At 55.8% G+C, this 20,419-nt stretch carries 20 protein-coding genes; 6 read left to right on the top strand and 14 right to left on the bottom strand.

The window, feature by feature from the left end:
• Positions 1-14: 14 nt before the first annotated feature.
• The 4 genes from purH to htpX form a co-directional block, all read right to left on the bottom strand.
• Entirely contained in the window at positions 15-1,631 is a 1,617-nt protein-coding gene (gene purH, locus EXN68_RS17830; protein WP_142842144.1) for a bifunctional phosphoribosylaminoimidazolecarboxamide formyltransferase/IMP cyclohydrolase, read from the bottom strand.
• Positions 1,632-1,798: 167 nt separating this feature from the next.
• Positions 1,799-3,466 (bottom strand): heparinase II/III family protein, encoded by a 1,668-nt coding sequence (locus tag EXN68_RS17825; RefSeq protein WP_161991395.1) that lies wholly within the window; start codon positions 3,464-3,466, stop codon positions 1,799-1,801.
• 124 nt (positions 3,467-3,590) lie between these two features.
• Positions 3,591-4,991 (bottom strand): RsmB/NOP family class I SAM-dependent RNA methyltransferase, encoded by a 1,401-nt coding sequence (locus tag EXN68_RS17820; RefSeq protein ID WP_142842143.1) that lies wholly within the window; start codon positions 4,989-4,991, stop codon positions 3,591-3,593.
• Complete coding sequence (gene htpX, locus EXN68_RS17815; RefSeq protein WP_142842142.1) at positions 4,988-5,947, bottom strand: zinc metalloprotease HtpX; 960 nt, start codon at positions 5,945-5,947, stop codon at positions 4,988-4,990. The genes EXN68_RS17820 and htpX overlap by 4 nt, the downstream gene beginning before the upstream one ends.
• Positions 5,948-6,066: 119 nt before the next feature.
• On the opposite strand from htpX, the gene EXN68_RS17810 reads away from it, so the two are divergent.
• The gene (locus EXN68_RS17810) at positions 6,067-6,267 is read left to right on the top strand and encodes a DUF1674 domain-containing protein (RefSeq protein WP_142842141.1); all 201 of its coding nucleotides are present in this window, start codon (positions 6,067-6,069) and stop codon (positions 6,265-6,267) included.
• 62 nt (positions 6,268-6,329) lie between these two features.
• Here EXN68_RS17810 and EXN68_RS17805 read toward each other — a convergent pair whose 3' ends face one another.
• The 8 genes from EXN68_RS17805 to hemE form a co-directional block, all read right to left on the bottom strand.
• On the bottom strand, positions 6,330-7,211 hold the full coding sequence (locus tag EXN68_RS17805) for a ParB/RepB/Spo0J family partition protein (protein WP_142842140.1): 882 nt from the start codon (positions 7,209-7,211) through the stop codon (positions 6,330-6,332).
• 30 nt (positions 7,212-7,241) lie between these two features.
• Complete coding sequence (locus tag EXN68_RS17800; RefSeq protein ID WP_142842139.1) at positions 7,242-8,036, bottom strand: ParA family protein; 795 nt, start codon at positions 8,034-8,036, stop codon at positions 7,242-7,244.
• 19 nt (positions 8,037-8,055) lie between these two features.
• Positions 8,056-8,673, bottom strand: coding sequence for a 16S rRNA (guanine(527)-N(7))-methyltransferase RsmG (rsmG, locus tag EXN68_RS17795; protein WP_142842138.1), 618 nt, complete (start codon positions 8,671-8,673; stop codon positions 8,056-8,058).
• A gap of 11 nt (positions 8,674-8,684) precedes the next feature.
• Complete coding sequence (mnmG, locus tag EXN68_RS17790; protein WP_142842137.1) at positions 8,685-10,568, bottom strand: tRNA uridine-5-carboxymethylaminomethyl(34) synthesis enzyme MnmG; 1,884 nt, start codon at positions 10,566-10,568, stop codon at positions 8,685-8,687.
• A 62-nt stretch (positions 10,569-10,630) separates the two neighbouring features.
• Complete coding sequence (gene mnmE / locus EXN68_RS17785; protein WP_142842136.1) at positions 10,631-11,959, bottom strand: tRNA uridine-5-carboxymethylaminomethyl(34) synthesis GTPase MnmE; 1,329 nt, start codon at positions 11,957-11,959, stop codon at positions 10,631-10,633.
• A gap of 88 nt (positions 11,960-12,047) precedes the next feature.
• Positions 12,048-13,313 carry a transcription termination factor Rho gene (gene rho / locus EXN68_RS17780; RefSeq protein ID WP_004444236.1) on the bottom strand — a complete coding sequence of 422 codons (1,266 nt, stop codon included), beginning with the start codon at positions 13,311-13,313 and terminating at the stop codon, positions 12,048-12,050.
• A gap of 186 nt (positions 13,314-13,499) precedes the next feature.
• A complete protein-coding gene (gene hemJ, locus EXN68_RS17775; protein WP_161991377.1) occupies positions 13,500-14,045 on the bottom strand; it encodes a protoporphyrinogen oxidase HemJ in 546 nt (181 codons plus the stop codon).
• Positions 14,042-15,076 carry a uroporphyrinogen decarboxylase gene (gene hemE / locus EXN68_RS17770; RefSeq protein ID WP_142842135.1) on the bottom strand — a complete coding sequence of 345 codons (1,035 nt, stop codon included), beginning with the start codon at positions 15,074-15,076 and terminating at the stop codon, positions 14,042-14,044. The genes hemJ and hemE overlap by 4 nt, the downstream gene beginning before the upstream one ends.
• Positions 15,077-15,484: 408 nt before the next feature.
• Here hemE and EXN68_RS17760 point away from each other — a divergent pair, with 408 nt between their 5' ends.
• Genes EXN68_RS17760 through dnaQ form a run of 5 tightly spaced genes read left to right on the top strand, consistent with a single transcriptional unit; the run spans position 15,485 to position 19,086 of the window.
• Positions 15,485-16,306, top strand: a complete 822-nt coding sequence (locus EXN68_RS17760) for a pyruvate, water dikinase regulatory protein (protein WP_142842134.1) — start codon at positions 15,485-15,487, stop codon at positions 16,304-16,306.
• Between the two features lie 31 nt (positions 16,307-16,337).
• The gene (locus tag EXN68_RS17755; protein ID WP_142842133.1) at positions 16,338-16,937 is read left to right on the top strand and encodes a Maf-like protein; all 600 of its coding nucleotides are present in this window, start codon (positions 16,338-16,340) and stop codon (positions 16,935-16,937) included.
• On the top strand, positions 16,930-17,790 hold the full coding sequence (locus tag EXN68_RS17750) for a shikimate dehydrogenase (RefSeq protein ID WP_142842132.1): 861 nt from the start codon (positions 16,930-16,932) through the stop codon (positions 17,788-17,790). Before EXN68_RS17755 ends, EXN68_RS17750 begins: the two co-directional genes overlap by 8 nt.
• Positions 17,790-18,395 carry a dephospho-CoA kinase gene (gene coaE, locus EXN68_RS17745; protein ID WP_142842131.1) on the top strand — a complete coding sequence of 202 codons (606 nt, stop codon included), beginning with the start codon at positions 17,790-17,792 and terminating at the stop codon, positions 18,393-18,395. Before EXN68_RS17750 ends, coaE begins: the two co-directional genes overlap by 1 nt.
• Complete coding sequence (gene dnaQ / locus EXN68_RS17740) at positions 18,388-19,086, top strand: DNA polymerase III subunit epsilon (RefSeq protein WP_142842130.1); 699 nt, start codon at positions 18,388-18,390, stop codon at positions 19,084-19,086. Before coaE ends, dnaQ begins: the two co-directional genes overlap by 8 nt.
• A 107-nt stretch (positions 19,087-19,193) precedes the next feature.
• Here dnaQ and secB read toward each other — a convergent pair whose 3' ends face one another.
• Both secB and EXN68_RS17730 read right to left on the bottom strand, forming a co-directional pair.
• The gene (gene secB / locus EXN68_RS17735) at positions 19,194-19,676 is read right to left on the bottom strand and encodes a protein-export chaperone SecB (RefSeq protein ID WP_046799707.1); all 483 of its coding nucleotides are present in this window, start codon (positions 19,674-19,676) and stop codon (positions 19,194-19,196) included.
• Between the two features lie 103 nt (positions 19,677-19,779).
• The gene (locus tag EXN68_RS17730; RefSeq protein ID WP_142842129.1) at positions 19,780-20,340 is read right to left on the bottom strand and encodes an FxsA family protein; all 561 of its coding nucleotides are present in this window, start codon (positions 20,338-20,340) and stop codon (positions 19,780-19,782) included.
• Positions 20,341-20,419 lie beyond the last annotated feature (79 nt).

Genomic DNA, 20,419 nt, shown 5'->3' with positions numbered 1-20,419 from the left:
TATCGATCCGTAACTTAATGGCGGAAGTGGCGCATGCCGGTGAACACCATCGTCACATTATGCTCGTTTGCAGCGTCGATCACTTCCTGGTCACGCATGGAGCCGCCCGGCTGGATGACAGCTGTGGCGCCAGCGGCAATCGCAGCAAGCAAACCATCGGCGAAGGGGTAAAAGGCTTCCGAAGCAACGGCAGACCCGCGCGTCAGCGGCTCAGTAAGGCCAAGCGCCTTGGCCGCATCTTCCGCCTTCTGGGCGGCGATGCGGGCGGAATCCACCCGGCTCATCTGGCCTGCGCCGATGCCTGCGGTCTGCCCATCCTTGGCATAGATCACCGCGTTTGATTTCACATGCTTGGCGATCTTGAAGGCAAACTTCATGTCTTCAAGCTCCTGCGCCGTCGGCGCGCGCTTGGTGACAACCTTAAGGTCGAGATCTTCGACCATGCCATTGTCACGGCTTTGCACCAGCAGGCCGCCAGAAACAGTCTTTGCGGTGATGCCGGCTGCGCGTGGGTCCGGCAGACCGCCAGCAGTCAGCAGGCGCAGGTTCGGCTTGCGGGCAATGATGGACTTGGCTTCTTCGGTGACGTCAGGTGCAATGATGACCTCGGTGAAGAGCTTGACGATCTCTTCCGCCGTTTCCGCATCCAGCGTTTGGTTCAAGGCAATGACGCCGCCAAAGGCAGAGACGGAATCGCAGGCCAGTGCCCGCCTGTAAGCTTCGGCAAGCGTCGGACCGGTCGCAACGCCACAGGGGTTGGCATGCTTGATGATGGCGACTGCCGGCGCATTTTCAGGCAGGAATTCCGCTACCAGCTCGTAAGCCGCATCCGTATCGTTGATATTATTGTAGGAAAGCTGCTTGCCCTGAAGCAGCGTTGCGGTTGCGACGCCGGGACGCTTTTCGCCGGTCAGGTAAAAACCGGCGCTCTGATGCGGGTTTTCGCCATAACGCATCTTTTCCTTCAGCGTTCCGCCGATGGCACGGTAATCCGGCGTCTCGATGGAAAGCGCTTCAGCAAACCAGTTGGAAATCACGGCGTCATAGGCAGCCGTGCGGGCATAGGCCTTGGCGGCAAAGCGCTGGCGCAGCGCATAGGAAGTCTGGCCATCATCCGCCTGCAGGGCTTCGACAAGCGCGGGATAGTCGGACGGATCGGTAACGACGGTGACATAAGCATGGTTCTTGGCGGAAGCGCGGATCATCGCCGGGCCGCCAATATCGATGTTTTCCACCGTCGTCGGATAATCGCCGCCCTTGGCGCGAACTTCCTCGAAGGGATAAAGATTGATGACGGAAAGATCGATCGCCTCGATACCATGTTTCTTCATCGCCTCGACATGTTCCGCATCATCCCGGATCGCCAGAAGCCCACCATGCACATTCGGGTGAAGAGTTTTGACGCGGCCGTCCATGATCTCGGGAAAATCGGTCACCTCGGAAACATCCGTCACCGCCAGTCCCGCATCGGCAATGGCCTTCGCCGTTCCACCAGTCGAAAGCAGCCGGACGCCCAGCTTGGAGAGAACCGTCGCCAGCTCGATGATGTCAGTCTTGTCGGACACGGAAAGAAGCGCCGTGCGGATTTTGACTTTATCGGGGGCGGGGATTTTTTTGGACACGACGGCCATCGGGCATACTCCGTTTAACGGGGAGGACAGGCTGAAATGGAATTGATCCAGCAATTGCCGCCGCGTTAACACAGCTTACCGGATTAATAAACAGCACGGATGACGGAGGGTGAAATCTATCGGCAGTTTTCGTGCGAAATCGCCCGGATTGCGGGACGAGATACGGCTCAGGCCTTGCGTTCGATGATCCAGCGGATTTCCCGCGTATTGGCGAGATTGAAAGGCAACTCGATCTGTTGCGAAGGCCGCATGCCGGATGCATCGGCCATGAACACATCTTCCGTCACGAAAACCTCCAGCCCCGGCGCCGAAAACAGCCAGGTGGTTCCATCCGCCGCTTCCAGATAAACCGACTCCTCATCCCGCTGGTGCAACTGAATATGAGGATGAATATGGAAACGCGAAACCGCCGAGATCAGCTGTAACTGTGTCTTCGTCGTACTCTCGTCGGCTCTGAGCAGGTCACGGCCTTTGATTTTCGTTCCGGCGGCATTTAACTCGATTTCCCGCTCATGATAGCAGCCAAAGTTCTGCAGATAGCCATCATGCGACGCCCGCAGGACGTCGTTGCCGTTTCCATCAGTTCCACGCTCGCTATCCACCTGGCTGACGCCGGAAATCATGATCGGCCCAAGCAATCTCGAGCGCGACAGCCTGCAAGACGACGTGTCTGCAAGCGTGACGGTGGAATGGGCGGCCGTTGACCGGCTGGCTCGCTGATATTCCGGAGCTGCGTTTTTCGGAAAGCCCGAATTGACGATGAACCGGTTCTTGCCGCAGGACATTTCAAAAGACAGGCAACCCGAATGAGCACTACGGGAAAGCTCCGCCGAACCGGGATACCCCGTGTCGACGATGATGACGGTCTCATCTGTCGCAAGCCGATGGTAATTGACATCCGGCAACATTTTCGAAGGCCGACCGGCGGTTTCGTCATAACGCAGCACGGAGACAAGCTCATTGGCAAGTGTCACCGTCGCGCCGTTGAACAGAGCCAGATCACCACCCTGATGCCGGAAAAACCGGATGGCCGGAAACATCCGGTCTATCGCAGGCACCAGCCCGGAGGGCAGATCGTGACCGAGATTGATATAACTTTGCCGAAGCGGCAGAAGATCGAGCAGCAGATCCAGCATGACCCGTGGGTTACGGGACACATGCCCACCATCGGGCAAGATCTGGCGCTCCATTTCCTGAGCCAGCTTCATTCCATGCCGGGTGATGCGAGAAAGGCGTGTGGGCATGGCGATGGAGGCCATGGCAAGCGCAATCCTGATCCGCAGCCGCGTCTCGCCATCCGGCGCATGTTTGACGATCCTGTCCAGATAACGCACATGAAAGGCGAGACTTTTGAGGAAACGGCGATAAAAGCCGGCATCAGCCTCGAATAGAACGACGGGTGAATGGGACAGCCAGGCGATCAGCCGCTGGGCTGCGATCTCCGGAGACCAGCCTGTCCCGGTAACACGCCTGCCGTTCAGGGCAATCCATTCGGCAACGATGCGACGCGCCCGCTTGCAAGCCTCACTAGACCTGTCGGAACGGATATGCCGCAACCACCCGAAGGCGTGCAACCGCTCCTCAAAAACAAGTGAGGGATAATCCACCTGAAAAGGCGAGAGACCGCCGGTTTCCACGACGCGACCGGCAAGCGCAATCCGCCCACGAAGCAATTCCTCGGCAAAATAAGGATCGATAGCCCTCAAATCCGTCGGTGCCGCCACCAGACCATCTGGAACACGATTGGCAAACCGCGACACATGCAGACGCAAAGGTGTGAGGCCGACACACAGATGACGATACGCCATCCGTGAAAGAAGACCGGCCGCATTCATGCTGCCTGCAAAGGACCCTAACAAGCTGTGTTTCCCGCTTCACATGTTTTGTTTTTATCAGTGAACCGCGATGACCGGAACATTATCGATAAATATCAATGATTCGCGAAAGCTTCGCTTTTTTCTACTTCTTAAGCAAGACACTGCTAAAAAACCCGTCGACACCGCCGAACATATCCGGCGTCGTTCGCAGATCACCCTCGGAGCTGACAGCCAGTTCCATTCCGGGCCAGTCTTCCTTGCGAACGGCAATACGCTCCACATCTGGATTTTCCGCCAGAACCTGCGCAATCATCTCTTCGCCTTCCGAAGGATCAAGCGAGCAGTTGGAGAACACAACGATACCGCCAGAACCCACTAATGTCAGTGCATGCCGCAACATCTGGCCCTGAAGAGCCGCAAGTTTGGCAATGTCCGTTTCATCCTTGGTCCAGCAGACATCGGGATGTTTGCGCAGCGTGCCAGTTGATGAACAGGGTGCATCGAGAAGAACAGCGTCAAACAGTTGCTTCGGCTGGTACTTCAACATGTTCACCTCCACCGTTTCGGCATGGAGGCCAAGCCGGTCGAGATTTTCCCTGAGACGCCGCAGACGATTGCCGGACTGATCCAGCGCCGTCACTTTAGCACCCGCCAGCGCCAGCTGGGCCGTTTTACCGCCGGGGGCGGCACAAAGATCGGCAACACGTTTGCCGGAGATATCGCCCAGCAACCGCACCGGCATGCTGGCGGCAAGATCCTGCACCCACCAGGCGCCCTCGGCAAAACCTTCAAGCGAGGGAATCTGGCCTTCGAAATCTCCAAGGCGCACACTGCCATTCGGCAAAACGGTGCCGCCCAGCTTTTCCGCCCACAGGGTCGGATCGGTCTTGACTGTAAGATCAATGGAGGACGGCGTCAGCTGTGCTTCGGAAATCCGTTGCGCCACGTCATCGCCATAAGCGGAAACAAGCCGCGCATAGAACCAGTCCGGCAACACCGGCACGTCGGCAATGGCCTGCTCGATTTCCGTTTTCTCCCGGCCAAGCCGCCTGAGAACCGCATTGACCAGCTTCACGAAACGCTTGTTGCGGGGGTCGCGATGGGCCTGCTCCACCGCCAGATCGACGGCGGAATGATCGGGGACATCGAGATAAAGCATCTGCGCCGCGCCGACGACAAGTACATGGTGCAGCGATCGCGCACCCTGTGGCAGCGGCCCGTCAAGCAGCATCGACAATGCCGTCTCAAGGCGGGGAAGGTGGCGAAGCGCACTGTTGACGATGGCTCTCACCAGCGCCCTGTCCGCAATGGAAAGCGCCCGATAGACGGGATTGCCATTTTCGCTATCCAGCATGCCATCAAGCGAGGTCTTCTTTTCCAGAACGGCAGCGAGAATTCGGGTCGCGGCGATGCGCGCAGCAAGGCCTGGCTTATCCTCGAACGACGAAGGGCCGTCTTCGCGGCCCCTGCCTTGTCCCGGTCTCGCTTGTCCAGATCTCGTTTTTTTGGACCGGGCCGGCTTATTCTGAATATCGGATGTCAAGACCACGGTCCCTTGCGCTCGTTTTCGTTGCTTCGTCCCGTATTGGGAACGGAGCCTGATTTGCGCAGAGGTCTACCACCCGATGGCGACGGCGTCGATGCTCGCGGGGAAAACTCCTGTGCCATGGCATGCAGCGCTGCCACGCGGTTTTCCGTATTCGGATGCGTGGAGAAGAGATTGTCCATGCGCTCACCGGAAAGGGGATTGATGATGAACATGTGCGCTGTTGCCGGGTTGCGCTCAGCATCGTCATTGTGAATTTGCTGCGCCATACCGGAGATTTTCTGCAACGCCGAGGCAAGCCACAGCGGGTTCCCACAGATTTCCGCACCGCGGCGGTCGGCGGAATATTCCCGCGTACGGCTGATTGCCATCTGCACCAGCATCGCGGCGAGCGGCGCAACGATCATCGCAACCAGCACACCGATAAAGCCGAACGGATTATTGTTATTTTCGCGGTTGCCGCCAAAGAAGAAAGCGAAATTACCGAGCATGGAGATAGCACCCGCCAGCGTGGCCGTGATCGTCATGGTCAACGTGTCGCGGTTCTGCACATGCGCCAACTCATGCGCCATAACGCCGGCCACTTCTTCCGGGGTAAGACGCTCCAGCAGACCCGTGGAGGCCGCCACTGCGGCATTCTGCGGGTTCCGTCCTGTCGCAAAGGCGTTGGGCTGGGCGCTGTCGTAAATATAGACCTTCGGCATCGGCAGGTCGGCATTGTGCGAGAGATCGCGGATCATGTGGAAAAATTCGGGTGCATTGGCCTCGTCAATCTCCCGCGCGCGATAGGCGGAGAGGACCATTTTATCCGAATTCCAATAGGAGAAGAGGTTCATACCCGCAGCAATGAGAAGGGCAATCATCATGCCGCCCTTGCCGCCGATCAGAAAACCGACACCCATGAACAATGCCGTCATGAAGGCCAGAAGCATTGCCGTGCGCATCATGTTCATCCGTTAAAATCTCCTTGTCGTTCATCGGAAACCATTGTGGGGTTTCTAAACCCCACCTGATTATATAATCTGGTAAACGCCAAACATATTTCAATATCCCGTCATAGGGAGGATTTCTCATGCAAGATGCGGATAATGACAACGGCGCGGAAACGCCGAGACGGCTATCTCCGGCAGCTGAGCGTGCCCTGAAAGAAGCCGAAGAGAGACGCCGGCAACAGGCAGACCTTCAATTGCCGCCGGAAACGGGCGGCCGCGGCGGTGCCGAACCCGTTCGTTTCGGCGACTATGAGATAAAAGGCCGTGCAATCGACTTTTGAGCCGCGCCAAAACGAAAATACCCGCCTTAAGCGGGTATTTATCAACAAAAACAGATAGTTGACTATTTTTGTTCCAGAAGCCGGCAGATCGCTTCCAGCTGTTCAAGCGTCCGATATCCAATGCGGATTTGCCCCGAACCACCCTTGTGGCTGATCTTCACATCAAGCCCCAGGGCGTCCGACAGGCTGCGCTCCAACGCAACCGTATCAGAATCCTTCTCAGCCGTCGGCCGCTTTTCTGTCACGTCACCCTGTGACTTGATATCGTTCTGTGCCAGACGCTCAGCATCACGCACCGACAATCCCTTGGAGACGATCGTCCGCGCCAGATTTGCCGGATCAGACGTGGAAACAAGCGCCCGCGCGTGACCTGCGGATAAGGAACCGTCTGCAAGCATGTCCCGTACCGGATCGGGAAGTTTCAGAAGCCGAAGGCTGTTTGCAACATGGCTACGGCTCTTGCCAATAATCTCGCCGAGATCATTCTGGGTATAGCCGTGTTCGGCAATCAGCTGTTCATAACCCATCGCCTCTTCAAGCGGGTTCAGGTCTGAACGTTGAACGTTCTCAACAATGGCCAGCTCCAGTGCCGTGCGGTCGTCCACATCTCGAACGATGACAGGCACATCGGTAAAACCAGCCAGCTGCGCCGCACGCCAGCGTCTTTCACCGGCAATAATCTCGTAACGGTTGGCTGCAACCGTCCGTACGACCACAGGCTGCACAATTCCATGCTGGCGAATGGATGCGGCTAAATCCTGTAATTCATTCTCATCGAAATGACGTCTTGGGTTTCTCTGGCTGCGAGCGATGAATTCAATCGGAATGGTGCGGTCAGCATTGACGGTGCGCTGCGGCTCGCCCACCGGCATTGGCTGATCCATTTCGCCGATCAATGCAGCAAGACCGCGTCCGAGTCGACGCTTGGAAAGATCATCACTCATAAGATATTACTCCATACATTCCGGCGGACGTCAGGCGGCTTTGCGCAGCCGCTCTCTCTGGATCACTTCCGATGCCAACTGCAAATAAGCCTGGCTACCGGCGCATTTCAGATCATAAAGAATTGCCGGTTTACCATAGGACGGCGCTTCTGACACGCGAACATTACGCGGAATAAGCGTGTGGTAAACCTTTTCTCCCAAATGAGTACGCACATCCGTAACAACCTGTTGCGCAAGATTGTTCCGCGCATCAAACATCGTCAGAACAATACCCTGTATATCAAGCTGCGGATTAACCGAGCTGCGGATCTGGCTGACAGTATCCAGCAACTGGCTAAGACCCTCCAGAGCAAAGAACTCACACTGCAGCGGCACCAGCACAGAGTGGGCGGCCGTCATGGCGTTCATGGTCAGAAGATTGAAAGAGGGCGGGCAATCGACGAGAATATAGGAATAATCTCTTGCCTCTTGCGTTTCCATGGCCGCGCGCAACAGAAAGACCCGGTTGGAAACATTGGCAACCTGCATCTCGAAACCGAGCAAATCCATGGTCGACGGCACAATATCGAGATTTGGAACTGCCGTCGGAACGGCAACTTCGCCTATGGTGCGATCGCCCACCAGAAGATCATAAGAAGAAAGTTTACGTTCCTTGCGGTCAATCCCCAGCCCCGTGCTGGCATTTCCCTGCGGGTCCAGATCAACGATCAGTACGCGCTCACCAATAGCAGCCAGCGCCGTTGCCAGATTAATGGCGGTCGTTGTTTTTCCAACCCCACCTTTCTGGTTTGCGACTGCGATAATCCGGTTTTTTTCAAAAGTCATGCCGCACCTGGCCAGCTTGTCAGCGTCTCAAAGTGAGGTTGCTGATTTCAAGAACAACAGAATCTGCCTCAATGGCACTCTGATGTTTTACCAGATCAAACTGCCAGCGACCATGCGCTTTCTGCACTTCGGAATCATAATCCCGGCCTTTATTAAAATAGGCCTTGAGGTTTGGATTATTCTGCGCCCAGGGATGAATATAGTCGAAAAGCAGATCAAGCTCGGCCAGTGCTCGCGCGGAAACGGCATCGCAGGTTTTGACAATTTCAGGCGCTTTTTCGATCCTTATCGGATGAACGCTACCTCTCGCCCCGGTTTCCTTTAGGGCAATCCGCAAAAATGCAGCCTTTTTATTGTTGCTTTCGACCAGATCTACCCAACCATCGCCGAGTTCCGCGAGAAAGATAGCGGTTATAACGCCCGGGAAACCGCCGCCGCTGCCTAAGTCAGCCCATCGTTGTACCTTGGGAGAGAGCTGGAATATTTGGGCGCTGTCGGCCACATGCCTACTCCAAAGCTCTGTGAGAGTGGAGGGCGCGACCAGGTTGGTGGTTTTATTCCACTTCTTAAAAAGCTCGACAAAGTGTTCGAGCCTCTCATGTGTTTCACGTGAAACACTCTGGCCGTTTATCTTCATAATCCGACTCGCTATTGGTGCATGCGTAATTTTTCGCCTTGCCCAGCGGAACTTTTTCGCAGTAGGGCAAGCAGCAGCGATATAGCAGCCGGCGTCATACCGTCAACACGTGCAGCCTGCGCAATGTTCTCGGGGCGGACCTTTTCCAACTTTTGTTTCAGTTCATTGGAAAGACCTGAGAGACTTTGGAAATCGAAATCATCCGGGATTTTCCTGTCTTCATCCCGTTTGATATCAACAATATCCGCGCTCTGCCGCTGCATATAAACCGCATAACTTGCTTCAATTTCCAGAGTTTCCGCAACCTTGCCGCGAAGCGACTGCAGCTCCGGCCAATGCTGCGTAAGAACATCCAGTGTTATATCAGGGTAAGCGAGCAATTCATAAACGGAACGGCGCTGACCATCCTGATTGAGCTTCAATCCCTGTTTCGCCGCCTGGGAAGGGCTGATGGTCGCTGCCTTCATCAGCTCACGACCCGCTTCCAGATCAGCAATAAATGCCTCAAAGCGCTTTTCGCGCTTGGAACCGATAATCCCGGCTTTTTGGCCAATTGGCGTCAGCCGCAAATCGGCATTATCCACACGCAGGGAAAGCCGGTATTCGGCCCTCGATGTAAACATCCGGTAGGGTTCGCTTACGCCCTTCGAGGTCAGATCATCGACCATGACGCCGATATAGGATTCCGTTCGGCTGAAATAGAGCGGATCGGTATTGCTAGCATAAAGAGAAGCGTTCAGCCCCGCAACAAGACCCTGAGCGCCGGCTTCTTCATAACCAGTGGTGCCGTTGATCTGCCCCGCCAGGAACAGGCCAGGAATTTTGCGGCATTCAAGCGAGGGCTTGAGCTCCCGCGGATCGACATAGTCATATTCGATGGCGTAACCGGGCTGAAGAATAGTGACCTGTTCGAGCCCTGGTATCATACGAATAAACTGTTCCTGCACGGAAGCGGGAAGGGAGGTCGAGATACCATTCGGATAAATAGTGTGGTCGTCCAGACCCTCTGGTTCCAGAAATATCTGATGGCCATCCCGTTCCCCAAAACGGGTGATCTTATCTTCGATGGACGGGCAATAGCGTGGGCCAACTCCCTCGATCTGCCCGGAATACATCGCCGAAAGATGAATATTGTCCTGGATAATCTTATGACCGGCCGGCGTCGTGCGGGTTACGCCACACTCGATCTGCGGGTTGAGAATCTGATCCGTCATGAAGGAAAAAGGCACCGGATCTTCATCCGCCCCCTGTCGATCGACAGCATCCCAGTGAATGGTGCGACCATCGAGCCGGGCAGGCGTGCCGGTTTTCAATCGCCCCATAACCAAGCCAAGACGAGAAAGTGTCTCGGAGAGACCCACCGATGGCTTTTCCCCGACACGACCGGCAGGAATCTTTTCGGAACCGATATGAATCAGGCCACGCAAAAAAGTGCCACTGGTCAGAACAGCCGCCCCACACGGAATCCGGCTACCATTCGCCATAATAACGGCGGAGACACGGTCATCCGCCATCTCGATATCGAAGGCATCGCCCTCGATAATCGTCAGATTTTCAATCGCGTCGATTTCACGCTGCATCGCCTCGCGGTAAAGTCGTCTGTCAGCCTGCGTCCGCGGCCCGCGAACGGCCGGACCCTTTTTACGATTAAGCATACGGAACTGGATACCGGCAGCATCAGCGACCCTGCCCATCAAGCCGTCAAGCGCATCAATCTCACGAACCAGATGCCCCTTGCCGAGACCGCCAATCGCAGGGTTGCAGGACATCACGCCTATCGTCTCGCGCTTATGGGTGATGAGGGCGGTTTTTGCGCCATGTCGCGCCGCGGCGGCGGCAGCTTCACTGCCGGCGTGGCCACCGCCGATAATTATGACATCATATGATTGGTGCATGTCCCTGCGCCTTATCCTAAATCATCCACATAGCCACCGCGGGAGCCAATGTTTCACGTGAATCATTTTCCTATGCAGAATTCCGAGAAGATTACGCCTAGCAAATCTTCCACATCGACACGGCCGGTTATGCGCCCAAGCGATGTCGCCGCAAGCCGTAAATATTCTGACCTTATCGCAAGGTCCATGGCTTCGGACTCCAGCGCATCACTAACATAGTTCAGCGTCTCTTCAAGCCGTTTTTTGTGACGGGCGCGGGCTGGAACCAGCGTCTGGCCAGCACCAACCCTGTTCCTGATCTCCTGGTTGATCACCGCTCGCAATTCATCCAGCCCATGTCCCTCTTTGGCAGAGATAGAAAGGTCAAAGGCATTTTCTGCGGAATCTGTAGAGAGAGCCGACTTCGTGCGCAGATAGAGGTGACGAGTATTACCAAATGAAATGAAGGATTGTTTCGGGAGCGAATCATTGTCCTGAAGCAGCAAAATGAGATCCGCATTCTCAGCTGTTAATTTCGCTCGCCGCACGCCCTCCTTTTCGACGACATCCTCGGTCTCTCGAATGCCCGCCGTGTCGAATATCCGGACAAGGTAACCATCCAGATCAATATCAACACTCAGAACGTCCCGCGTCGTGCCCGCTATATCGGTGACGATCGCAACGTCACGACCGCTTAGAGCGTTAAGCAAGGTAGATTTACCGGCGTTCGGCTCACCCACCAATGCGATCTTAAACCCATCACGGATAATTTCGCCACCATTACCCTGGCGAAGATGATCGGCGATCTCCCCCCGCAACTGCGACATCGCCTCCCACACCTGAGTTGCGACCGAGTCCGGTACATCGTCTTCATCGGCGAAGTCCAGCTCCGCTTCAATCAAGGCGCGGGCACGCGTTAAGCGACCTGCCCAGCCATCGTAGAGCGCGGAAAGCTTTCCGGTGCTCTGTTCCACTGCAAGACGCCGCTGCATTTCGGTTTCCGCCTGTAGCAGGTCGGCCAGCCCTTCGACTTCGAGAAGGTCCATCTTGCCGTTTTCAAAAGCGCGGCGGGAAAATTCACCGGCATCCGCAGGACGAAACCCCTCCAGATTCTCCAGCTCGGCAAAAACTGAGGCGAGCACCGCGCGGCTACCATGGCTGTGTATCTCGACGCAGTTTTCACCCGTGAAGGAATTTGGCGCAGGAAAAGCGAGGATCAGTGTCTGATCAATGATTTCATCGTTTCGATCCCGAATCGAACTCAAAACAGCCCGCCTTGGTGACGGGATTTCTCGACCTGTCAGCGTCGTTATAGCCAGGAATGCTTGGGGACCACTGACCCTGATCACGGCAACGCCCGCCGGCAGAGCGCCGCTTGAAAGCGCATAGATCGTATCGGCGGAAGCTGGCATCACTCACCTCGGTTTAAAACAGTCAAGCCGCATCCGAACAAACGGACGCGGCTTCAAGGTTTTTAGATGAATCCGGCTAAACTCCGGATCAGGTATTCATCGATTCGAAGAAATCGGAATTGTTCTTGGTCTGCTTCAGCTTGTCGATCAGGAACTCGATGGCATCCATCGTTCCCATCGGCGCGAGAATACGACGCAGAACAAAGATCTTCTGCAGGTCCTGACGTGGCACCAGCAGGTCTTCCTTACGGGTACCGGATTTGAGAATATCCAGCGCCGGGAAGATACGCTTGTCGGCAACCTTGCGATCAAGCACGATTTCCGAGTTGCCGGTACCCTTGAACTCTTCGAAGATCACTTCATCCATACGGCTGCCCGTGTCGATGAGCGCCGTTGCGATGATCGTCAGCGAACCGCCTTCTTCGATGTTACGCGCAGCGCCGAAGAAGCGCTTTGGGCGCTGCAGGGCGTTGGCGTCCACACCGCCGGTCAGAACCTTGCCGGAAGAGGGAACAACAGTGTTATAGGCGCGGCCGAGACGGGTAATGGAGTCGAGCAGGATCACAACGTCACGGCCATGTTCGACAAGACGCTTCGCCTTTTCGATGACCATTTCAGCGACCTGGACGTGACGGACAGCCGGTTCGTCGAAGGTGGAGGAAACAACCTCGCCCTTAACCGAGCGCTGCATGTCGGTGACTTCTTCCGGGCGTTCGTCGATCAGGAGAACGATCAGATAACATTCCGGATGGTTCGCCGTGATGGAGTGCGCGATGTTCTGCAGCAGAACCGTTTTACCGGTACGCGGCGGCGCGACGATCAAACCACGCTGGCCCTTGCCGAGCGGTGCGACGAGATCGATCACGCGCGACGACAGATCCTTCGATGTCGGGACATCCAGTTCCATCTTGAAGCGCTCATTCGGGTAGAGCGGCGTAAGGTTGTCGAAGTGAACCTTGTGACGAATCTTTTCCGGATCGTCGAAATTGATCGTGTTCACCTTCAGAAGCGCGAAATAACGTTCGCCTTCCTTGGGACCACGGATCGGTCCCTCGACAGTGTCACCGGTCTTCAAAGAGAAGCGGCGGATTTGCGAGGGGGAAATATAAATATCGTCCGGACCGGGCAAGTAGTTTGCGTTTGCGGATCGCAGGAACCCGAAACCATCCTGCAGGACTTCAACGACACCTTCGCCGATGATTTCGATGTCCTGGCTCGCGAGAACCTTGAGGATTGCGAACATAAGCTCCTGCTTGCGCATGGTGCTCGCATTTTCAACTTCCAGGGATTCGGCAAAAGTCAGCAAGTCGGTAGGCGATTTGCTCTTAAGTTCCTGAAGCTTCATTTCAGCCATGAAGGGAAGACCGTCTAATAATGTAATGTCGGGGGAGGGCGTGTTCGCGAATCAGATGCTGTGGGAAATGCCGCAGATGACTGAGTAATTCACATGCCACGAAGATGAGTGGCCTGAAAATAGCGACTGAATACGGCCGCTGCAAGAGGAAAGCACGAATTCCGCGAAATTTATCGTGAAAGCCCTTTAACCAAACGGTTTCACAACCACAAGTATGACAATGAGGATCATCAGCACGGTTGGAACCTCGTTCATCAACCGCCAGTGACGGGCAGGTCGGGTGTTTTCATCCCTCGCGAAACGTCTGGCGCTGCGGGTGAAATAAACGTGAGTGGCTGTTAGAAGCACGACCAGCCCGATTTTCGCGTGTAACCAGCCGCCGGAAAAACCGTAAACCGACCATCCCAGATAGAGCCCCAATATCCAGCTTATCATCATTGCCGGGTTCATGATCACCTTGATCAAGCGCTGCTCCATCACCTTGAAGGTTTCGGATTGCTGCGAACCGGCGGGCGCGTCGGTATGATAGATGAAGAGCCGCGGCAGATAAAAAATCGCCGCCATCCAGGAAATGACCGCGATAATATGCAGCGCCTTGATCCAGAGATAGAGATCGGCTGGATCGGCGTAAAACAACAGCGCAACAAAAACCGCAAAGACACCGAGTGCGATACCAGCCCGCAGGGCTGCCCTGTTTCCGGAGCGGGCGGAGGTCTGTTTCTCCTCGCTCATACTGCGGCTCCGCCAGCACGCACCCGCTGCACCAGTCTTGCAACGTTTTCCGGGTCAGCCTGCGGCGTGATGCCATGGCCGAGATTGAAAATCAGTGGGCCCTGTCCGAGCGCCTGCAGCACCGCATCGATGCCATCCTGCAACGCCCTGCCGCCCGCCACCATCAGCATCGGGTCCAGATTGCCCTGTACAGGGCCTTCCTTCTGCAAGTCCCGGGCGAAGGTCAACGGCACAGACCAGTCGAGCCCGATGGCATCTGCGCCCGTTTTACGACGATAATCCTTGAGAAGATAACCGGCACCCTTGGCGAAAGCGATGATCTTTGCTGAGGGCCGGCGAGCACGCACCGATGCGATAATACGGGCAACCGGCTTTACGGCATATTCCTCGAATTCCTTTTCACCGAGCACGCCGGCCCAGGAATCGAAAATCTGCACCGCATCAGCACCGGCATCGATCTGCGCCACCAGATAATCGGCGGAAACATCGGCAAGAAAAGCCAGCAGCTTTTCCATGGCTGCGGGTTCCTGATACCCGAACAGCCGCGCTGGCGCCTGATCCGGTGTCCCATGGCCGGCGATCATATAGGTCGCAACTGTCCAGGGCGCACCGCAGAAGCCAAGAAGCGTCGTTTCATCCGGCAACGTCGTGCGCAGACGCGAAACGGTTTCGAAAACGGGCGCAAGATGCGCCATCACATCCGTCGAATCCAGCTTCTCGATGCCGCGTACATCGATCGGATCCATGGCCGGACCCTTTCCTTCGCTGAAGGATACATTGCGATGAAGCGCATCCGGTATCACCAGGATATCGGAAAAGAGAATGGCGGCATCAAGCCCGAACCGGCGAATGGGCTGAAGGGTCACTTCAGTTGCCAGCTCGGGATTATAACAGAGATCAAGGAAACTTCCCGCGCTCTTTCGCGTTTCCCTGTACTCCGGAAGATAGCGTCCCGCCTGACGCATCAGCCATATGGGTGGCGGTGTGACCGTCTGCCCGTTCAACACCATCATTACCTTGCGTTCGCTCATGGCACCCAACTTCTAAAAAATAAAATCAAAGAGATTTAAAAGATTTTCTATTTCTTAGAGTCTGTGGGTAGCAAGGATTAAAATCATTCCAGTCGAAATGCCGCAGCGGCAGGGTTTGATGACCACCAGCGGATATTGCTCGGCGCAGCATCGCGAGCTAAATGGGAAAACAGATATTTTCAGAATAATTTCAGTACTTTAGATTTCCAACCGAAATCATCCCATCTGTGGATAATCTGGGGAAAAGTTTGAACAGTTTTACATTCTTCCAGTAATTCACAGGCACGCCGGGCAGGATTGCAGCCACTTGCGGATTGTGGAAAAACACCACCTTATTCACGTCGCGGCTCGGCCCTCAGGACAATTTTGAAGTTTGTCCCGGTTTATCAACAGCGGGAGAAAAACAGCGTGGAGAACAAAAAAAGCTTCTTCCATCTGCACCTGATTTCGGACTCAACGGGAGAGACTCTCATGTCGGCGGGTCGCGCCGTCTCGGCCCAGTTCCATGCATCAATGCCGGTGGAACATGTTTATCCAATGATCAGGAACCAGAAACAGCTCGGCCAGGTCGTGGATCTCATCGACAAGGAACCGGGCATCGTTCTTTATACCATCGTCGACCAGCAGCTGGCCGAGTTCCTGGATCTGCGCTGCCATGCGATCGGCGTTCCCTGCGTTAATGTCCTTGAACCGATCATCGGCATTTTCCAGACCTATCTCGGTGCGCCATCGCGACGACGGGTGGGGGCGCAGCATGCGTTGAATGCCGATTATTTTGCGCGGATCGAAGCGCTCAATTTCGCCATGGATCATGATGACGGGCAAATGCCGGAAACCTATGATGAGGCCGATATCGTCATCATCGGCATCAGCCGGACGTCAAAAACTCCAACCAGCATCTACCTCGCCAACCGGGGAATAAAGACCGCGAATATACCTGTTGTTCCCAATGTGCCCCTGCCCGATAGCCTCTATGCAGCCACCCGCCCGCTGATCGTTGGTCTTGTCGCGACGTCAGACCGCATATCGCAGGTGCGCGAGAACCGCGAACTCGGTGTGACGGGCGGATTTGACAGCGGCCGCTACACGGATCGCGCCACCATCATGGAAGAGCTGAAATATGCCCGTTCGCTCTGCGCCCGCAACAATTGGCCGCTGATCGATGTCACACGCCGTTCCATTGAGGAAACGGCCGCTGCCATCCTTGCCCTTCGCCAAAGGACACGATAATCCGAATCTCACCATTCGGAGCAGACAGTCGATGAAACAAGAGTTGATCCTCGCCTCGTCCAGTGCATCCCGCCAGATGCTGATGCGCAATGCGGGGCTGACATTTTCTGCAATACCCGCGGATATTGATGAGCGTGCGCTTGATGAGCAGCTGGAACGAGACGGTGCGAACCCGGAAGAGGTCGCGCTGGAACTGGCAAAGGCAAAGGCCCTTGCAGTCGGCAGGCTGCATCCGGCGGCGCTGGTTCTTGGATGTGACCAGACCATGGCGCTCGGGACCCGTGTCTATCATAAGCCGAAAACCATGGCGGAGGCCGAAGCCCATCTGCTGTCATTGTCAGGTAAGGTTCATCGGCTGAACAGTGCTGCTGTTCTCGTTCATGGCGGTGAGGTGATATGGCAGACGGTCTCCAGCGCGGAACTTGCCGTGCGGATTTTGACCGCCGAATTTGTCTCCCGTCATTTGCAGCGGGTGGGTGACAGAGCCCTGACCAGCGTCGGCGCCTACCAGCTCGAAGGGGAGGGAATCCAGCTATTCACCTCCATCGAGGGGGATTATTTCACGATTCTTGGCCTGCCGCTTTTGCCACTTTTATCGAAACTGCGCGAGATGGATGTCATCGATGGCTGATTCACGTGAAACATTAACCATAAACGCCTTCGTCGCGGGTTACCCGATCAAGCATTCGCGCTCACCGATCATTCATTCCTACTGGCTAAAGAAATTCGGCATTGCCGGGTCCTATAGGGCTGTGGAAGTTTCTCCGGACGATTTTCCGAATTTCATTGCCACACTTAAGGAAGCCAAACCGGGTACGGCGGTTGGAGGCAACGTCACCATTCCGCACAAGGAAGCGGCTTATAACTTAGCCGACAGCCCCGATGCTCTGGCGGAAGAACTGGGTGCCGCCAACACCATCTGGGTGGAAGAAGGTAAGCTCCACGCCACCAATACGGATGGTTATGGTTTTGTCGCCAATCTCGATGAGCGCCATCCCGGCTGGGACAAGACCGACCGTGCGGTGGTTTTGGGAGCCGGCGGTGCGAGCCGGGCGGTCATTCAGTCCCTGCGCGATCGGGGCATTGCCGAAATCCACGTCCTGAATCGCACAGTTGAGCGCGCGCGGGAACTGGCCGACCGTTTTGGCCCCCGGGTTTTTTCGCACCCGCAGGCGGCACTTCATGAAGTCATGCGGGGTGCCAGGCTTTTCGTGAATACGACATCGCTCGGCATGGACGGCACCGAAGCGCCTGAATTCGATTTTTCGCCACTCGCCACCAACGCCGTCGTGACTGATATCATCTATGTACCGTTGAAAACACCAATTCTGAAGATGGCGGAAGCGCAGGGCATAACAACGGTGGATGGGCTCGGCATGCTGCTTCACCAGGCAAAACCCGGCTTCCAGCGATGGTTCGGTGAAATGCCGCAAGTCGATGAAACTCTCCGCTCCCTGATCATTGCGGACATGGAGAAACATTGATGATCGTCATCGGTCTCACCGGCTCGATAGGAATGGGGAAAACGACGACGGCGAAGCTGTTTGCCGAAGAAGGCGTTCCGGTTCTGGATTCGGACGAGGTCGTACACGCGCTTTATCGTGGACAAGCGGTTCCGCTGATTGAAGCGGCCTTTCCCGGTACCAGCATTTCCGGCGCTGTGGATCGGCAGAAACTCGCTGAAGTTCTGCGCGGGAATCCGGCTAATTTCAGCAGACTCGAAGCGATTGTCCACCCGCTGGTCCGTGAAAGCCAGGAAGCCTTTCTGGCGGAGGTGAGGGAAGATGGTCGCCAGTTCGCCCTTCTCGATATTCCACTGCTGTTTGAAACCGGGGCGGAGAAGCGTGTCGATAAGATAGTGGTGGTGAGCTGCGCGCCGGATATTCAACGGCAGCGGGTTTTATCCCGGCCCGGCATGACGCAAGAGAAATTTGAAATGATCTTGGCCCGGCAGATGCCAGACGCCGAAAAACGCCAGCGCGCCGATTTCGTCATCGATAGCGGAAATGGTGTCGAAGCGGCACGGGATCAGGTAAGAGGAATATTGCAGAGATTGGCCAAGACGGGTCACGGAGAGAATAATGCGTGAGATCATTTTCGATACGGAAACCACGGGCCTTGAATCGAAACTGGATCGTGTGATTGAAATCGGCGGCATTGAGCTTATCAACCATTTTCCGACCGGCCGGACGCTGCATCTTTATATCAGCCCGGAAGACCGCAAGGTTCATCCGGACGCGCTTGCGGTTCACGGCATCACCGATGACTTCTTGAAAGACAAGCCGAAATTCGCCGAAGTCGTCGATCAGATCCGCGATTTTTTCGAGGGTGCCCGCTGGGTGGCGCATAATGCGACATTCGATATGGGTTTCATCAATGCGGAATTTGCCCGTCTCGGCATTGAGCCAGTTGCAGCCGATCTGGTGACGGACACGCTTTCGCTCGCCCGTCGCAAGAACCCGATGGGACCGAATTCCCTGGATGCGCTTTGCCGGCGTTACGGTATCGACAATTCCCATCGCACAAAGCACGGCGCGCTTCTCGACTCCGAATTGCTTGCAGAAGTTTATATCGAAATGATCGGCGGGCGTCAGACGGCCCTCGGTTTCGGTTCCGCCGCCAAGCAGGAAGCAGTCATCATTGAGGACGATGTGCCACTCGAGCCGCTACAGAGGCCGAGGGCATTGGCGTCGCGGCTGGATACGGAGACGGTTGCAGCCCATGGCAAGCTCGTTCTCGGCATGGGCGACAAGGCGATCTGGAACCGTTACCAGAATTGAAGATCTGCTCAGACCCAAAAACTGCGAATGCCGAAAAAGAAAAATGAAGGCAAAGAAAAACCCGGGCGAAGAACCCGGGTTTGTTTTTTTGAAGGCTGTTGAAGGCTTCAGTTCGGTACGGCCTGAACCTTGGCTCTGGCCTGCTCTTCGGCAACGCGCTGGGCGAACATCTGAGCGAAATCGATCGGGTCGATCATCAGCGGAGGGAAACCACCGTTGCGGGTAACGTCCGCAATGATCTGGCGGGCGAAGGGGAACAGCAGGCGGGGGCATTCAATGAACAGCACCGGCAGCATGTGCTCCTGCGGGAAACCGGCAATGCGGAACACGCCGCCATAAACCAGCTCGGCCGCGAACAGGACCTTGTCACCATCCTTGGCTTCCGCATTCAGCGACAGAACAACGTCGAAATCCGAACCGGAGATCGGGTTTGCGTTGACATTGACGTTGATGTTGATCGCCGGCGCATTGTCACGAGCCTGAAGCGAACGAGGTGCGCCCGGATTTTCAAAGGAAAGATCCTTGATGTACTGGGTAAGAATGTTGAGGGAAGGACTAACTGCGCCCTGTGCACCATTTTCAGCGGTCATTACGTTTCCTCGCGGCGTGAATTCGTGGATGGCGGTCTATCATTTCGACCGGAGCCTTACAACCCTTCGTGATCGGGGCCTTACATCGGTTCTGAGGGGTGGATCAGGGCTTGGGCAGATCGCGATCATCCGGCTTGTGCGACCATGGAGAGCCCTTCTGCTCTTCACGGTGAAACTCCTCCTCGTCCAGATCAACCACTTTCGAATTGCCCGCATGTTCCGAACCATTGCGGAACCCGGAATAGTCTCCCGGCTGTGGACCGGCCTGATGACCTGATTGCCGGCCCGATTGGCGGAACGAACCCGCCACGACGACACGCGGTCCGAAAGCCTTCCAGAAAAAACGCCGCACCGTGGTCGACAGAAGCAGAAGGCCGAGGATGTCAGTGATGAAACCGGGGATGATAAGCAGGATCCCGGCAACGACCCGCATGGCGCCATTGACCAGCTCGTCCGCCGGCTGGGCGCCGGTGCGTCCCGCATCCTGAAGATTTCTCACCATGCCGATGCCGCCGAGGCGCAGGATGAGCAATCCGAGAAACGACGTGAAGAGAACGAGTGCCAGGGTCAGCCAGAGGCCTATGGCTTTGCCGACAATAATGAAGCCGGCAATTTCGAGAATGGGCATCATCAGGATGACAATGGGGAGAAAGGAAAAACGCATCTTCTAGCCTTGCGTGTGCATCTCTGGCAGATTGCCGGTTCCTGAGGACACCCTGGGACACCAATGATTGAATCTGCAC

Source organism: Martinezella rhizogenes (genome assembly GCF_007002745.1).
Classification (GTDB): domain Bacteria; phylum Pseudomonadota; class Alphaproteobacteria; order Rhizobiales; family Rhizobiaceae; genus Agrobacterium; species Agrobacterium cucumeris.
The sequence above is the reverse complement of the archived record's forward strand: the minus strand, read 5'-3'. Positions and strand labels throughout refer to the sequence as shown.

Coding starts and splice junctions, on each gene's coding strand:
- purH (WP_142842144.1), bottom strand. CDS start 1,631: ATGGCCGTCGTGTCCAAAAAAATCCCCGCCCCCGATAAAGTCAAAATC.
- EXN68_RS17825 (WP_161991395.1), bottom strand. CDS start 3,466: ATGAATGCGGCCGGTCTTCTTTCACGGATGGCGTATCGTCATCTGTGT.
- htpX (WP_142842142.1), bottom strand. CDS start 5,947: ATGAACATGATGCGCACGGCAATGCTTCTGGCCTTCATGACGGCATTG.
- EXN68_RS17810 (WP_142842141.1), top strand. CDS start 6,067: ATGCAAGATGCGGATAATGACAACGGCGCGGAAACGCCGAGACGGCTA.
- EXN68_RS17805 (WP_142842140.1), bottom strand. CDS start 7,211: ATGAGTGATGATCTTTCCAAGCGTCGACTCGGACGCGGTCTTGCTGCA.
- EXN68_RS17800 (WP_142842139.1), bottom strand. CDS start 8,036: ATGACTTTTGAAAAAAACCGGATTATCGCAGTCGCAAACCAGAAAGGT.
- rsmG (WP_142842138.1), bottom strand. CDS start 8,673: ATGAAGATAAACGGCCAGAGTGTTTCACGTGAAACACATGAGAGGCTC.
- mnmG (WP_142842137.1), bottom strand. CDS start 10,568: ATGCACCAATCATATGATGTCATAATTATCGGCGGTGGCCACGCCGGC.
- mnmE (WP_142842136.1), bottom strand. CDS start 11,959: ATGCCAGCTTCCGCCGATACGATCTATGCGCTTTCAAGCGGCGCTCTG.
- rho (WP_004444236.1), bottom strand. CDS start 13,313: ATGGCTGAAATGAAGCTTCAGGAACTTAAGAGCAAATCGCCTACCGAC.
- hemJ (WP_161991377.1), bottom strand. CDS start 14,045: ATGAGCGAGGAGAAACAGACCTCCGCCCGCTCCGGAAACAGGGCAGCC.
- hemE (WP_142842135.1), bottom strand. CDS start 15,076: ATGAGCGAACGCAAGGTAATGATGGTGTTGAACGGGCAGACGGTCACA.
- EXN68_RS17755 (WP_142842133.1), top strand. CDS start 16,338: ATGAAACAAGAGTTGATCCTCGCCTCGTCCAGTGCATCCCGCCAGATG.
- EXN68_RS17750 (WP_142842132.1), top strand. CDS start 16,930: ATGGCTGATTCACGTGAAACATTAACCATAAACGCCTTCGTCGCGGGT.
- coaE (WP_142842131.1), top strand. CDS start 17,790: ATGATCGTCATCGGTCTCACCGGCTCGATAGGAATGGGGAAAACGACG.
- dnaQ (WP_142842130.1), top strand. CDS start 18,388: ATGCGTGAGATCATTTTCGATACGGAAACCACGGGCCTTGAATCGAAA.
- secB (WP_046799707.1), bottom strand. CDS start 19,676: ATGACCGCTGAAAATGGTGCACAGGGCGCAGTTAGTCCTTCCCTCAAC.
- EXN68_RS17730 (WP_142842129.1), bottom strand. CDS start 20,340: ATGCGTTTTTCCTTTCTCCCCATTGTCATCCTGATGATGCCCATTCTC.